11 protein-coding genes and 1 tRNA gene are annotated in these 13224 nt (G+C 61.1%); 4 read left to right on the top strand and 8 right to left on the bottom strand.

Annotation, left to right across the window (positions count from 1 at the left end; genetic code table 11):
• Window positions 1-891: 891 nt before the first annotated feature.
• Window positions 892-1356, top strand: coding sequence for a hypothetical protein (locus tag A6A03_RS01920; protein WP_066783040.1), 465 nt, complete (start codon window positions 892-894; stop codon window positions 1354-1356).
• Between the two features lie 207 nt (window positions 1357-1563).
• Here A6A03_RS01920 and pyrC read toward each other — a convergent pair whose 3' ends face one another.
• Window positions 1564-2559: a dihydroorotase gene (pyrC, locus tag A6A03_RS01915; RefSeq protein WP_066783038.1), complete on the bottom strand. Its 996-nt coding sequence runs from the start codon at window positions 2557-2559 to the stop codon at window positions 1564-1566.
• Window positions 2556-3488 carry a tellurite resistance TerB family protein gene (locus tag A6A03_RS01910; RefSeq protein ID WP_066783036.1) on the bottom strand — a complete coding sequence of 311 codons (933 nt, stop codon included), beginning with the start codon at window positions 3486-3488 and terminating at the stop codon, window positions 2556-2558. The genes pyrC and A6A03_RS01910 overlap by 4 nt, the downstream gene beginning before the upstream one ends.
• Window positions 3489-3709: 221 nt before the next feature.
• Between A6A03_RS01910 and A6A03_RS01905 the strand changes: the two genes are divergently transcribed.
• Window positions 3710-3940, top strand: coding sequence for a hypothetical protein (locus tag A6A03_RS01905; protein ID WP_066783035.1), 231 nt, complete (start codon window positions 3710-3712; stop codon window positions 3938-3940).
• Here the strand turns inward: A6A03_RS01905 and A6A03_RS01900 are convergent.
• Both A6A03_RS01900 and A6A03_RS01895 read right to left on the bottom strand, forming a co-directional pair.
• Window positions 3905-6664, bottom strand: coding sequence for a TPM domain-containing protein (locus A6A03_RS01900; protein ID WP_066783034.1), 2760 nt, complete (start codon window positions 6662-6664; stop codon window positions 3905-3907). The genes A6A03_RS01905 and A6A03_RS01900 overlap by 36 nt on opposite strands.
• 688 nt (window positions 6665-7352) lie before the next feature.
• The gene (locus A6A03_RS01895; RefSeq protein WP_156525245.1) at window positions 7353-8276 is read right to left on the bottom strand and encodes a hypothetical protein; all 924 of its coding nucleotides are present in this window, start codon (window positions 8274-8276) and stop codon (window positions 7353-7355) included.
• 264 nt (window positions 8277-8540) lie between these two features.
• Between A6A03_RS01895 and A6A03_RS01890 the strand changes: the two genes are divergently transcribed.
• Entirely contained in the window at window positions 8541-8735 is a 195-nt protein-coding gene (locus A6A03_RS01890) for a hypothetical protein (protein WP_066783033.1), read from the top strand.
• 558 nt (window positions 8736-9293) lie between these two features.
• Here the strand turns inward: A6A03_RS01890 and A6A03_RS01885 are convergent.
• From A6A03_RS01885 to A6A03_RS01870, 4 genes are all read right to left on the bottom strand, one after another.
• Complete coding sequence (locus A6A03_RS01885) at window positions 9294-10373, bottom strand: STAS domain-containing protein (RefSeq protein ID WP_066783031.1); 1080 nt, start codon at window positions 10371-10373, stop codon at window positions 9294-9296.
• Window positions 10374-10456: 83 nt separating this feature from the next.
• On the bottom strand, window positions 10457-11200 hold the full coding sequence (locus A6A03_RS01880; RefSeq protein ID WP_066783029.1) for an SDR family NAD(P)-dependent oxidoreductase: 744 nt from the start codon (window positions 11198-11200) through the stop codon (window positions 10457-10459).
• A gap of 283 nt (window positions 11201-11483) precedes the next feature.
• A tRNA-Gly gene (locus A6A03_RS01875) sits at window positions 11484-11559 on the bottom strand.
• An 82-nt stretch (window positions 11560-11641) separates the two neighbouring features.
• On the bottom strand, window positions 11642-12112 hold the full coding sequence (locus A6A03_RS01870) for a DoxX family membrane protein (RefSeq protein WP_066783027.1): 471 nt from the start codon (window positions 12110-12112) through the stop codon (window positions 11642-11644).
• A 287-nt stretch (window positions 12113-12399) separates the two neighbouring features.
• Here A6A03_RS01870 and A6A03_RS01865 point away from each other — a divergent pair, with 287 nt between their 5' ends.
• The gene (locus A6A03_RS01865; protein ID WP_245668760.1) at window positions 12400-13173 is read left to right on the top strand and encodes a YceI family protein; all 774 of its coding nucleotides are present in this window, start codon (window positions 12400-12402) and stop codon (window positions 13171-13173) included.
• Window positions 13174-13224 lie beyond the last annotated feature (51 nt).

The following is a 13224-nucleotide window of genomic DNA, read 5'->3' as shown; positions in this document are numbered from 1 at the left end:
TGACAGGGGGAAAGCGGCGCGCAATGACGACGGATGAGGGCACGCAGCCTTTCTGTCATTGCGAGGGCGCGCAGCGCCCGAAGCAATCTCCCACTTCGGCGGAATGAGTGCCTGAGCGGGTTCCTTCCGTGCTCGCCGGAGATTGCTTCGCCTCGCTTCGCTCGGCGCGCAATGACAGACGGAAAGCGGCGCGCGATGACAGGGGGAAAGCGGCGCGCAATGACGACGGATGAGGGCACGCAGCCTTTCTGTCATTGCGAGGGGGCGCAGCCCCCGAAGCAATCTCCCACTTCGGCGGAATGAGTACCTGAGCGGGTTCCTTCCGTGCTCGCCGGAGATTGCTTCGCCTCGCTTCGCTCGGCTCGCAATGACCGGGGGAAGGTGGCTCGCAATGACAGGGGGAAAGCGGCGCGCGATGACAGGGGGAAAGCGGCGCGCAATGACGACGGATGAGGGCACGCAGCCTTTCTGTCATTGCGAGGGCGCGCAGCGCCCGAAGCAATCTCCCACTTCGGCGCAGACCAATGGCGTGCAGGCATCGCTGCCGCTGAAGTAGGAGATTGCTTCGCCTCGCGGCGGGCAGAGCGCGGCTCTGCCCCTACCGCTCGGCTCGCAATGACAGGGGGAAGGCGGTGCGCAAGGACAACGGGCAAGCGCAGGCGCGCAACCCTCCTGTCATTGCGAGGGCGCGCAGCGCCCGAAGCAATCTCCTACTTTAGCGCAGACCAATGGTGTGCAGGCATCGCTGCCGCTGAAGTAGGAGATTGCTTCGCCTCGCGGCGGGCAGAGCGCGGCTCTGCCCCTACCGCTCAGCTCGCAATGACCGGGGGAGGGTGGTGCGCAATGACAGGCGGAAGGCGGTGCGCAATGATAGGTAGAAAGAGGATTGCTATGCTCGAACCTGATGATGACGCGCGGGTACTGGTGGTGATTGTGCCGCGACCCCGCGACCTCGAACTGGCCCGCAGCGCGGGGTGGTACCGGCTGCCGCTGAACCACGCGCCACCCCGCCTTGCCGCTGACTATCTCGCCTTCTACCAGCCGGGATCGTTCGGCGCCGAACGGTGGCGAGTGCAGCGTTACGCTGCTGTGTTGCGCTATCAGATTGTGCAGCGCCGTGATCTCTTGCCCGAAGAACCCAATCATCCCCGCGCTGGCGAACGCTACTACCGGATCGATCTTGGGCCATTGTGTGAGCTGGAGCGACCGGTGCCGGCAGCGCGCTTACGCCGGATCACCTTCATTGCTACTACCTTTGGCCGGTTGCGGCGGGCGATCGATGTGACCGATCTGTTTATGCCGCCGCCACCGCCTGACGTGTGGGGCGGGGGGTTGGCGGGCAAGACGATCAGGTAAGGCGCAGAGGGGGCAAAGACGCAAAGTTTGGAACACGCAAAGGCGCGAAGCGCGCAAAGGATCGCAAAGGTTTGATGAAGGTAAAGGCGCAAAAGGTGCGAAGCGGTATCAAGTGAGCGTGACAAAGCGTCTTGTACCATCCCCTCAAAGTCCTTTGCGCCCTTCGCGTTCTTTGCGCCTTTGCGTTGAGAGCCTCTGCGCCTTGCCTTACTCATTCACCACCCGCCAGCGCAGCGTCTGGCCGGCGGCGAAGGGCACAACATCGCCGTAGCGGGCCGGTACCTGCCACGGCTCTTGCACGAGCCGCACTGTGCGCGCCGGGGGGGTCAAGCCGTGGATACGGCACGCATTGCCGCTGACAAACGCCGGCAAGCGATCAAGCGCATCATGGCGCTCAAACAGCTCAACCAGCAGCGGCAACAGCACCGGCGCCGAAAAGACCCCGGCAGCGCAGAAAGCGGCTTCTTTGCGATCAATCGGGTGCGGGGCCGAGTCACTGCCGAACATCAACTTGGGATGGGCGGCCAAGGCCGCTGACAGCAGCGCATCGCGATCCGCAGGCCGCTTCGCAATCGGCTTGCAAAAGAGGTGTGGTTGTAACAACCCGCCGGCCACATCATCGAGCGTGATCATCAGATGGTGCAGCGTCACCGTCGCAAACAGATTGGGGTAGCGATCAAGCAGATCGAGCGCCGCCGCAGTCGTGATATGCTCCATCACAATCCGCAGGCGCGGGAACGCGCGCGCCCACCGCTCGTAGACGGGCAAAAACTCGGCTTCGCGGTCAAGCACAAAGCCGTGGCTCTCGCCATGCACCAGCAACGGAATGCCCAGTTCTTCCATCAGCGCCAGCGTCGGCTCAATCGCGGCCAGATCGCTCACCCCGCCGGCGCTGTTGGTAGTCACGCCTTCGGGATAGAGCTTAATCGCAAATATCTGATCGCGCAACGCTTGCAACGTGGCCGCCTCATACGGGCGGAAAAAGAGCGTCATCAGTGGCAGAAACGGGTAGGGTTCGGTCGCGGCCAGAATCTCGGCCCGATAGCGGGCCAACCGCTCGGCGTGATCCACCGGCGGGATCAGGTTCGGCATAATCACCGCGCCGGCGAATTGGGCAGCCGAAAAAGGTGCGACGAGGCGCAACATCGCGCCTTCGCGCAGATGCAAATGCATATCAAGCGGCGCGAAGAGGGTCACAGTCATAAGCGTTTTCCGGGTTGGCGCGGCAGACGCATCCGCGCCGCTACAAAGCGATCATGAGGCAGGTTAATCGCGGCAGTAATCCGGCTAATCTCGGCGCTCTCGGCGCCGGACAGTTCGCCGTCAGCGATTGCCACCGCAAACAGCGCATCGAGAAACCGTTCGCGCTGCTCAACCGTGGTCGATTCGGCAAACTCTTTGGCGAGACGGAAGAAATCGAGGCTGGCCGCGCTCTCGGCCAAAGCCACCTCGGCCACGAGCGTAGCGCGGGCATGGTCGAGATGCCACCACTCTTCGAGAATCGCTACAATCTTATCATGCTCAGCCGGTGTCACCTCTTCATCAACACGGGCAACGCGCGCGAGCAAACCGCCGGCCAAGGCCAGCACGTACACTTCATGCTGATCGACGCCTAATTCATCAATATGCACGCCGAGGCGCATGTGCAACGCATAGTAAATCCGGTTGCGCAAAAACTCTGGTAACAGATCTTCACGATTGGGGCCGCGAGCGCGAATGCCAAGCGCCAAGCGGAAGGCGCGACCGAGTTGGTGGAGCAGGCTATGGTTGTCGTGATCGAGCGCGGCATGAATCTCTTGGGCAACCGCGCGCTCGGCTGGCGTCAGCACCCGATCAGCGGCGAGCAAGCGATCGATGGCATTGATAGCGATCTGGCGCTCGGCGGGTGTCGCAATCAGATCACGCAGATCGGCGATCAACCGCGCCCGTTCAGCAGCCTCCACCGGCGAATGGAGATAAATCTCCAGCTCAGCCCACTCTTCGGCTGTCAAGGCGAGATTGCCGCTGGTCTGGCCCAACTCGGCCAATAACCGCTTCAAATCGTTGATTTCATCCAGCATCAACTCGCCATCGGCCCACGCTGCCGCGATAATCACCTTCGCCAGCGCCATTGCTAGGGGATGTTTGGCCATAGTCGTCTCGCTCAATCCCAAACTGCGCCGCCCGTATGACGCCATCAACCCGGCTACGCCGTCTTCATCCGGCGCTATCGCAGTATAAAACTACTGTACAGTGTAACGCCTGTATTGTACAATAACTAAGGAGAGATTATCTACCGGTAAAGAGGCCGGGGAATGCAACGCCGCTGACCCAGAAGGGTCAAGCGGCGTGTGGTTTTATAAGGAGGAAGATCATGCACGCCAACCTCACCTGCCCCCGCTGTGGCCAGCCACTCACCTCTGAGGGCACGTACCTCCGGTGCGCGGCACACGGCCTCTTCTTCCGCTACGGCCCCCGCCGGTTGCTGGCGGCGCCGCAACCGGAAGTGCATGACGACTATCTTATGCCGTGGCAAACGCTAGCGGAAGCAGCGCCGGAATGGTTGGAATTACCAGCCGCCGCCGCCGCCGCGACCGCCAAATGAGCCGCCACCGCCGCCGCGGCCAAACGAGCCGCCGCCGCCGCCGCGACTGCTCCAGCCACCGCTGCTCGACGATGAGCCGCCCCACGAGCTGCGCCGCGATGAGCTGCTCCAACTCCGGCTGTGCCCCCAACCACCGGCAGCCCGCCCGATCGTTGAAGCGACGCTATCGGTTGCTTGCCGTGATGGCAACGGCGGTTGCAGCGTCATAAGCAGTTCGTCTGCTGCGGCAATAATGGCCTTTGCCTCGGCCAATGCTGCGTTCAGAGCCTGTTCACCGTTGATCGGCAACCGGATTTGGTTAAACCGCTGCTGTAACGCGGTATATTTGCCACTCACCGACGCCGAGCCACCCAAGAATGATGCAGGACGCAGCCGCTCAATCCGATCCAACCGGTCACGGGCCTGCTGTAACGCTTGATTGAGTTGGGCGCGCAACGCTTCCAGCCGCTGCACATCGGCATACGCGGCTTGATAGGCCGCCATCGCCATCTGCAAGATGGCTTGATAGCGTTCAATCGCCTCAGTCAGCGCCTGCCGGCGGGAAGCATCTTCCCGTTCCTCGGCTTGGCGCAACAGAGCAAACGCCTGCTGCACCTGCTGCCGCACCTGCTCGATCTGCTGGATCGTGGCCGGAGCCAGATCGGCATCATGCACCGAGGCGTAATGCACCAACTTCTGCACCTCGGCAGTCGCCAACTGCTGCGCCTGTTGGGCGCGTTCACGCAGGCGAGCAGTCTGTTCGGCTTCATCACGCGCACCGGCCAGCGCCTGATCGGCCAGCCGGTCGGCCTCTTGGGCATCTTGCACCAGCCGCAGCCAATCCGGTTTCGGTTTGGCGGCTTCGGCTTGCGCGGCTTGCAAGAGCGTGGCCGCGCGCGCCAGCAAGGTATCGGCTTGCGGACTGACATCGGCATCGTGGGCAGCAACAAACGAGCGACCAGCGTTGATCGACCGCTCAGCTTCAGCTAACAGATCACGGGCAATGGCGCGGGCATGCTCGAGCGCGCGCAAGCGGTCGGTAATCGCGCCAATCAGCCGCTCGACGTGATCAAGCTCTTGCTCGGCGGCATCGAGATACGAGCGCGCAGCCAAAAACTCTTGCGCTTCCATGGTATTTGCAGCTTTAGCTGCTTCCCAATGCTCAAACGCCCGCTCAGCCGTCGCCTCGGCCTCGCTGCCGTTGCCGCGAATATCCGCCCACGTGCTCTCGGCAAACTCATCAACCAGATCGAAGGCTTCGCGCCCTTTAGCAATCAGATCGGCGATCTGCGGGCCGCGCTCAGCCAGCGCCGCGATCCGCCGCTCGTTCTCGGCCCGGATCGCCGGCAAATCAAACCCTTCTTGACGGGCGCGATCCAACGCTGCTTCCGCTTCCGCAATCGCCGTCGCCGCCGCGTTCACATCGCCCTGCTGCAATACGGCGGCCAAGCGGTCAAGCGCGGCGCGGGCCGTATCCAGCGCAGCATGGCAGGCATCCATGCGATAGCCTTCAGCAGCCAATGACTCGGCGGTGCGGCGACCTTGCGCAATCGCCGCGCGCGTCTTGGCGTACCGATCCAAAATGTCGATCAATGTCTGTCCCATCACCGACGCCGCTCGTGCCGCCGCGCTCGCCGCCGCCGCCTCAAGCTGCTCGAGCAGCGCCATAGCCTGCGCCAGCTCGCGCTGCACGGGGGCTAAGACGGCGGCGTGATCGGCCAGCTCATTGCCAAACTGCGGCAACCGCTCAGCGACGCCGGTCAGGACTTTTTTTGCCTGATCGACATCCTCCTGCGCTTGGCGGGCCAGCGCATCGAGTTCGGCGCGGCGCTGCTCAAGCGCGTGCAACCGCTCAGCCACCGCCGCCGCCTTTTCCGGCAACTGTTCATAGGCCGCGGCAGCCGCAGCCAACGCCTCTAGCGACGGCTTCGCTTCGCGGTTCAGTTGCTCGCCGATCTCATCAAAAGCGACCTTGAGCTCGGTAAAGGCGCTGCGCGCCGCTTCTTGCATCTGGGCCAACTCAGCCACTGCCGCCGGCGAGTACGAAACCCGGTCGTATTTGGCCTTTTCCGCGGCATTGGCAAACCGCTGGCCGAGCTGCACCACCAACCCTCCCGCCTGTTCGCGCGCATCGCGCAAACGCTTCTCGGCGGCCTGCCGCGTCTGCCGGCGGCGGCGCAATTGGTACGCGCCCGCTCCCGCTGCCGCCGCGCCGGCCAAGCCCAACCCGCCGATCACCACCGGCGTCAAATCGGTATTGATCGTCACGCCGCCATCGGGCCGGGGCGGATTCACAATCGACTCTTCGATCGCCGTCAAGGCGCTGGTCACGCCGCGGGTAAAGTCACCGGCGGACAGACCGGGATTAAGCTGGGTCAAGCGGATCGTCTCGAAATTATTGTTCACCGCCAGCGCCGCATTCCACTCATCGCCGAAAATGATCGCGCTATAGCGGTCGTTGACCGCAACATAGATCGCGATCAAATTCGAGCGCACCGAACCATCGTTGCGGCCAAGGCCATCGGCGATCAAGCGACGCTCGAAATCGGTCTCGCCACCGTTATCGACCACATACACCGCCACCTGCGCGCCGCGCCGGATCAGCGGGCCAGCAGCGGCTTGCACCGCCGATTCGTTCAACCGGCCACCCGGATCGAACAGTACCAGCCGGCCTTGGGCCAATACCGGCGTAAGCAACAGCAGGCCAAGCGCCAACCCAACCAACCAGCGAATGCTCCTACCCATGGGCATGCTCCTTTGCCCGCCGAAGACGCACAAATCCCGCACACTATCATTCTACCTGCTTAACAGTACGTTTGAACAGCCTCGATCGTTGCATGTTGCGGGATGCACCGTTTCACCCTCACCTCCAGCCCTTTCGTTGAGGGGCGGACAGAACATACGAGCGCAGATATGGTTGATAGCATACATCTAGCGCAGGACAAGGCGTGCTTGCACCTCGGCGGACAGAACATACGAGCGCAGATATGGTTGATAGCTTTGCGATGCGCCGGTTTGCCCTCACCCCCAGCCCCGCTCCCGCGCTGCGGGAGCGGGGAGTGTAGAGCTACGCTTTGAGGCATTGCACAGCGATAATCACCATCCCAAACACCTTTGCGATCTTCGCGTGCGTTGCGGCTTTGCGTTACGAATCTTTGCGCCTCTGCTCGCTTTGCCGCTTTGCGTTGACGCCCTCACCCCCCAGCCCCCTCTCCCACCTCACGGCGGGAGAGGGGGGCGCAGCGCCGGGTGTCAAGGCATTGCACAGCGATTAACGGGTGTAATCGGCTACATGTTCTGTCAACCCCGGAGCGCGGGCGGCTCGCCCGCAGCGCGGCCCGCCACTTCATTCCCCCGTGGCGGGCCAGCGGCCCGCACCCCACTTTCCACCACGGAGTGCAGGCGGCTCGCCCGCAGCAGCGGCCCTCACCATTTATGGTCGGGGCGTCCCGCTCCCCGGCGCCGGCAGCTCACGGAAATCGGCGGGAGGCGTAATCCGGATCGACCCATTGATCTCGCTGAGTTGCACATCGAGCGCAAACGAGAAAGGTTGGGCTTGGCCTTGCGGATCAGTAGCAGTGCCAGAAAAGGTAATGGTAAGCTGGCGCAGATAACCGTCTTCGCACACCCAAACCTGCGCTGTCGCGTCAGTGATCGCACTCTCAGGCAACTGCGTCGGGAGGCCGACCGCGCCAAGGCTGGCGAACAGAGCCGTCGTCGCCTCGCGATCACCGCGATACTCTTGGCAACGCACACCGTCGCGCTCAGCGGTCGCGCCAGCGGTAAAGCGGCTGAAATCGGCGCCGGCGCTGCCCACTGCGCTCAATGTGGTATCAACTTGCGCTGGCGGCGTAGCAATCACGCTCTGTTCGGGCGCCAACCGGTACCAGACATCATCTGGCGCGCCGAGAAAAGTCAGCGGGCCACGGGCATAACTTACCCCTCCCACGGTCATCGCCTGCAATCCACGGGTCACGTCAGCGCCGAGAAAGGCTGCCAGAAAGCCTCGTAACGTAAACGAGACATCAGCACCGGCAAATTGCGCATCAAGCCCCAGCAATTCGGTGGTCGCACTGCCCACATTGAACCCGCCGACTAAACCGCTGCCGCGCAACACCAACTGCATCCGGTAGGTATCAATGTTAGCCGTTTGGCGAATTGCCGCCGGAATCGCACTACCTGCCGGCGCAGCGGTAGGGGTTGGGAGAGGCGTCGGTGTTGGTAAAGGGGTGGGCGAAGGAACCGGCGATGGTGTGGCCGTTGGCGGCAACGGGGTCGGCGTTGGCGCCGGCGGCGCAGCGCAACCGGCTATGAATACGGCTATCAGGACAAGCACGACAAGGCGCACAACGATCATCCTTTCATTTCGATCAGGCGATGGGTTGAGCCAAATATCAGTGTACAGCGATGCTGTGCCCGTATCATATCGGCATGCCAGCTTGATTATAGCAGCGAAGGATGGCAGACGACAAGGCGAATACGCTAGCCAAACGCTGGCTGGCGCGGTATCATGGAGCGCAGAGCCATTGCTGTGCAACACCGGCAAGCAGCCTCCATTGTTGCATTCCGCGTATAATCGCAGTATGATATGTCAAAAGCGTACATAGACAGGAGGCGAACGATGGATTTCTGGATTATGGTCGGGATCGTTATTTTTGTCTTTATCGGGCAAGCCGTCCTGTGGTCGTGGGTCATTATCCAGCGCAACAAAGTCGCGCCCGACGTCAAGATTTTCAATTGGCGCGAACTGTCGCAAGCGTTTGACCGCTGGCTCGCCGAGCGCCAACGCCGGCGGCAGAACCGCTCGTTCCGCTAAGCGGGCCGCGTTGCAAACCAGATGAGCACCTGTTGCTGACCGCAGAGGACGCTGCGGCGGATTGCGGCGTCCTCTTTATTTGCATAAAGCGGCAGTGCGACTGCCGCATGCCATTGGGGCTGAGGGTGGGCTTTATTATGCGGCAGTTTGACTGCCGCACTCCATACCCAAGTGATCGAGGGCGAATGCGGGTTTTACCGCATGCGGCAGTCAAACTGCCGCATGCCATATCAGCGTGATCTACATCCAACGCACGTTAAGGGTACAAACATTTTGGAGTGCGGCAGTCAAACTGCCGCACTCCATACCCATGTGATCGAGGGCGAATGCGGGTTTTACCGCATGCGGCAGTCAAACTGCCGCATGCCATATCAGCGTGATCTACATCCAACGCACGTTAAGGGTACAAACATTTTGGAGTGCGGCAGTCAAACTGCCGCACTCCATACCCATGTGATCGAGGGCGAATGCGGGTTTTACCGCATGCGGCAGTCAAACTGCCGCATGCCATAGGTGGTTGTGAGCACACGCTTTGCGCCCTCTGCGGTACATAACTCTTCACACACTCACCCGCTCGCGCCGCAACGCCGACGCCAGATCAGCCGCCGTCGCCACATCAGCCAATTCGACGCCGAGCGCCACCATCGTCTGCGCCACTTCGGGCCGCACCCCGACCAACGTCACTTCGGCACCGAGCAGGCGGGCAGATTGCACCAGCTTAATCAAACCGGCAGCAACCGTCGTATCCACAAACGGCATACCGGTAATATCAAGCACCAAATGGCGCGCACCGGTCTGATCGATCGCTTGCAGCGCAGTAGACTGCGCCAGCCGGATCCGATCATCATCCAGCTCACCTACCAGCGGCATCACCAGCGTCGCGTGGCCCACCGGCAAGACCGGCATACTCAGGCCGCGGATCAACTCGCGCTGCCGTTCATTCTCAGCCAGCAACCGGCTCTGTTCGGCCATTTGCCGCTCAACTTCAGCCAACGCCTGTTGCAATTCCGCCGTGCGCTCCGCCACCCGCTCTTGCAAACTGGCCCGTTCACGCTGTAAATCGGCGTTCACTTGACGCAACTGCGTAATCACCCCGATCAACCGTTCGTGAAACAACCACAGTTGCAAGAGCAAAATCGCACTAATCCCCAACACCCCGGCAAATCGGAACGGCATTTCCAACACATCAGGAATCGGCGGAAAAAGGCGTAATTGCGAGCCAAGGATTATCGTGACGATAACTGCAATCCACGCGATAATCAGCAAGCGGCGGAGGATCGGGCCGCTAAGGAACGGCAGCATGGCGACAATCGCGATCACCGGCCCAAACGCCATCAAACCGGCAAGGTTTGGTAAAATGACCGCGCCGGCAAGACCGTACAACACCAGCGCAATAAATGACGTCATCAACGAGACGCGTACTTGCCCGCTACGCGCCTGCGCCCATGCCTGCAGTAGACCGACGACTAACACCCAATCGAGGATCATCAGTGCAATCAGCGTAGCGGTCTGCCAGATGATTGCAGAAATCGTAGCAACAACGGCAACCACTCCCACGATTCCGGCCACTGTCAAAAAGAATCGTTGGAGCTGGCGAACTTGCCCCAGCGACAGCGTTGAGATAAACGGTTCGTGCATAGCGTCCTCGATCGCGTCGTTGCTCCCGATAGCGCTGCCATCCTACCATATTTTAACAAACGTACTGTCACCTCGCTTTTGCCTCAATCCATCGTGATCCCGCCATCGACATCGAGCGTCTCGCCGGTGATAAAGGCGGCTTCCACCGAAGCGAGGAAAACCGCTGCCGCCGCCACTTCAACCGGTTGGGCAAAGCGACCCAGCGGGATCATTGCCTGTGCCCGTTCGCGTTGGGCCGGCGTCATCGCACTGAGCAGCGGCGTCTCGACTGGGCCGGGGCAAATGGCGTTGGCAGTGATGCCGTGCGGGGCCAATTCACGGGCCAATGCTTTGGTCAAGCCGATCGCGCCGGCTTTGGCCGCGCTGTAAGCGGCGCTGCCGAGAATGCCGCCGCCGCGCTTGCCGGCTACCGAGGCGATGGTAATCAGACGGCCATACCCGTTGGCGATCATCGCCGGCACGACCGCGCGGCACGTATAGTAGATCGCGGTCAGGTTGACCGCCAGCGTCCGTTCCCATTCAGCGGGGGCTAGTTCGAGGAATGGCGCCGAGCTGATGATCGCGGCGTTATTAACCAGAATGTCCACCCTGCCCCACTGCTCTAGTACATCGCCGATCACCGCCGCCACTGCGCCGGCATCGGCCACATCGACCGCGGCGCTCAGCGCGGCAGGGCCAAGCTGGGCCGCCGCTTCGGCGATCAGCGTTGCCTCGCGGTCGAGGAGGGCAACGCGCGCGCCGTGTTCGGCGAGGGCAGCAGCGATGGCGCGGCCAATCCCGCGCCCCGCACCGGTGACAATTGCAGTGCGTCCGGTGAGATCAAACATACGACACCTCAGAGGATAAAGACGGTTAACGCAAAGGAAGCAAAGACGCTAAGATTGTAACGCCAAGGCGCGAAGGAGCGCAGAGGGGGAAGAGCCACAAAAAGACGCAAAAGGCACAAAAAATAAAAAAGCCTTTGCGTTCTCTGCGCCCTCTGCGGAGCCGGACAGCCGTCCGGTTCTACTGCGCCGTTGCGTTTGAATCCTTCTGCGTCTCTGCACCCTCTGCGCCTCTTTAATTCCAACAATAAACCCCCGCCGGCATGGCCGACGAGGGTGATATGAATGGAGCGGGCGACCGGACTCGAACCGGCGACATTCTGCTTGGAAGGCAGATGCTCTACCGACTGAGCTACGCCCGCACCACCTTTACTGTAGCATATTCCTCATTCACCTGCAAGTAGCCGCGCCCTGCCGGGTGTGCTAGGCCCGGCAGGGCATCGCCTACAATCTCTCGCCCACGCCAAGCTGCTCGAAGGCGGTTTCGTTCCACGCCAACCGGCCCTCTTCCTTGTCCATCATCAACAACATAGCGGTGATCAGATACGGCGGCATACTGGCGTTAAAGTACGATCCCGCGCTAATGTTGACCAGCAAAAACAGCGCCAGCGCCGCGCTTGGCCGCACTCCCTTGCCGGTCAACATACTGATCGCCACAATGACCTGCCCGATGGTCAAGATCCACGCAATCGGGCGATACAGCGGAATGGCGAAATGGCGCAAGTACGCTGCGCTAAAGCTGTTTTGGTCGATCTCCGACAGACGCTGCTCGAAGTGTTGGCGCATCACTGGCGTGGTGAGCCAACCCCGCGTAATCTTGTGGTACGCGCCATAGGCAAACGTCGCGCCAAACGCATAGCGCAACAGCACAAGCCCAACTCGCGCCGCTTTCCACAACGTGCTCGACCGATCCATCGGAATGCCTCCTGTGCATAGCAGTTGGTACAGAGATACACATGCTCAACAGTATCGCGAAGCAGGCCGTATGCTCTGGTATGCCTGTGCTGTCCTACCATCAACGGCCCTACTCCCCACTCCCTTTTTTCCTATTCCCCTCAAGTATAGCACTTTTTTGCAAAAATTGTGTTTATATGTCATAGCGAAAAGCTAAAAGTTTGATGAGAAAACGGTATTTCAAGCCGCCGATCCGGTATCATGTTCGTTGGTGTTATGCACAGATTCTGTACTACGAGGGATATACGATGATGAACATCCGGCAAGTGGCGATCGTGTTAGGGGTCGTGGTCGTGATTGCGCTGGGCCTGCTCGTCTTTTACGTCTTCCGCCCACCCGAAGCGGCGAGCGGCCCGCTTGAGGCGGTGCCATTGGTGTTGCCGGCAACAGCGACGGCTACCCAGCCAACGGCTGCGCCGGCAGCGACTGCTGGCCCGACGCCAGAAACCGCGCCAACCGCACCGGCCACCGCAACTGAACCGGCGCTGCAACTCTTTGCGATTGACCAGAGCCGCTCGGAAGCCCGTTTCTTGATCGATGAGGTGTTGCGCGGCCAGCCTATTACCGTTGTCGGCGTAACCAATCAGGTAGCCGGCCAGATTGCGCTTGACCCCAATGTGCCTAGAGCGGCGCAGGTGGGGATTATCCAGATTAATGCGCGCACGCTTACGACCGATAACGAGCTGCGCAATCGGGCGATGCGTAATGTCATTCTGCGCACCAACCAATTCGAGCTGATCACATTCACTCCGCGCGAGATTAACGGTTTGCCGGATACGGTCACGATTGGCGTGCCCTTTGAGTTCACCATCGAAGGCGACCTCACCATTACTGATGTCACCCGCCCGGTGACGTTTACCGTCACGGTGACGCCGGTGAGCCAGACCGAGATCAGCGGGATAGCGAAGACCGCTGTGCTCTACCGCGACTTTAATCTGATTATTCCCGATTCGCCGTCAGTTGACACCGTGGCTGATGAGGTGCGGCTTGAGCTTGAGTTTGTGGCGACCCTCGTGGGCTAATTGACGGGGGATCGGGCAATGGCTATAATGGCGCGAGTTTTGGCAGCGTAA

Origin of the sequence: Chloroflexus islandicus (genome assembly GCF_001650695.1) — a bacterium.
Lineage (GTDB): Bacteria > Chloroflexota > Chloroflexia > Chloroflexales > Chloroflexaceae > Chloroflexus > Chloroflexus islandicus.
The sequence above is the reverse complement of the archived record's forward strand: the minus strand, read 5'-3'. Positions and strand labels throughout refer to the sequence as shown.

Bases quoted from the DNA above. Each gene is read 5' to 3' on its own strand.
- pyrC (WP_066783038.1), bottom strand. From the start codon at position 2,559: ATGACTGTGACCCTCTTCGCGCCGCTTGATATGCATTTGCATCTGCGC.
- A6A03_RS01920 (WP_066783040.1), top strand. From the start codon at position 892: ATGCTCGAACCTGATGATGACGCGCGGGTACTGGTGGTGATTGTGCCG.
- A6A03_RS01890 (WP_066783033.1), top strand. From the start codon at position 8,541: ATGGATTTCTGGATTATGGTCGGGATCGTTATTTTTGTCTTTATCGGG.
- A6A03_RS01895 (WP_156525245.1), bottom strand. From the start codon at position 8,276: ATGATCGTTGTGCGCCTTGTCGTGCTTGTCCTGATAGCCGTATTCATA.
- A6A03_RS01910 (WP_066783036.1), bottom strand. From the start codon at position 3,488: ATGGCCAAACATCCCCTAGCAATGGCGCTGGCGAAGGTGATTATCGCG.
- A6A03_RS01870 (WP_066783027.1), bottom strand. From the start codon at position 12,112: ATGGATCGGTCGAGCACGTTGTGGAAAGCGGCGCGAGTTGGGCTTGTG.
- A6A03_RS01885 (WP_066783031.1), bottom strand. From the start codon at position 10,373: ATGCACGAACCGTTTATCTCAACGCTGTCGCTGGGGCAAGTTCGCCAG.
- A6A03_RS01865 (WP_245668760.1), top strand. From the start codon at position 12,400: ATGATGAACATCCGGCAAGTGGCGATCGTGTTAGGGGTCGTGGTCGTG.
- A6A03_RS01880 (WP_066783029.1), bottom strand. From the start codon at position 11,200: ATGTTTGATCTCACCGGACGCACTGCAATTGTCACCGGTGCGGGGCGC.
- A6A03_RS01900 (WP_066783034.1), bottom strand. From the start codon at position 6,664: ATGGGTAGGAGCATTCGCTGGTTGGTTGGGTTGGCGCTTGGCCTGCTG.
- A6A03_RS01905 (WP_066783035.1), top strand. From the start codon at position 3,710: ATGCACGCCAACCTCACCTGCCCCCGCTGTGGCCAGCCACTCACCTCT.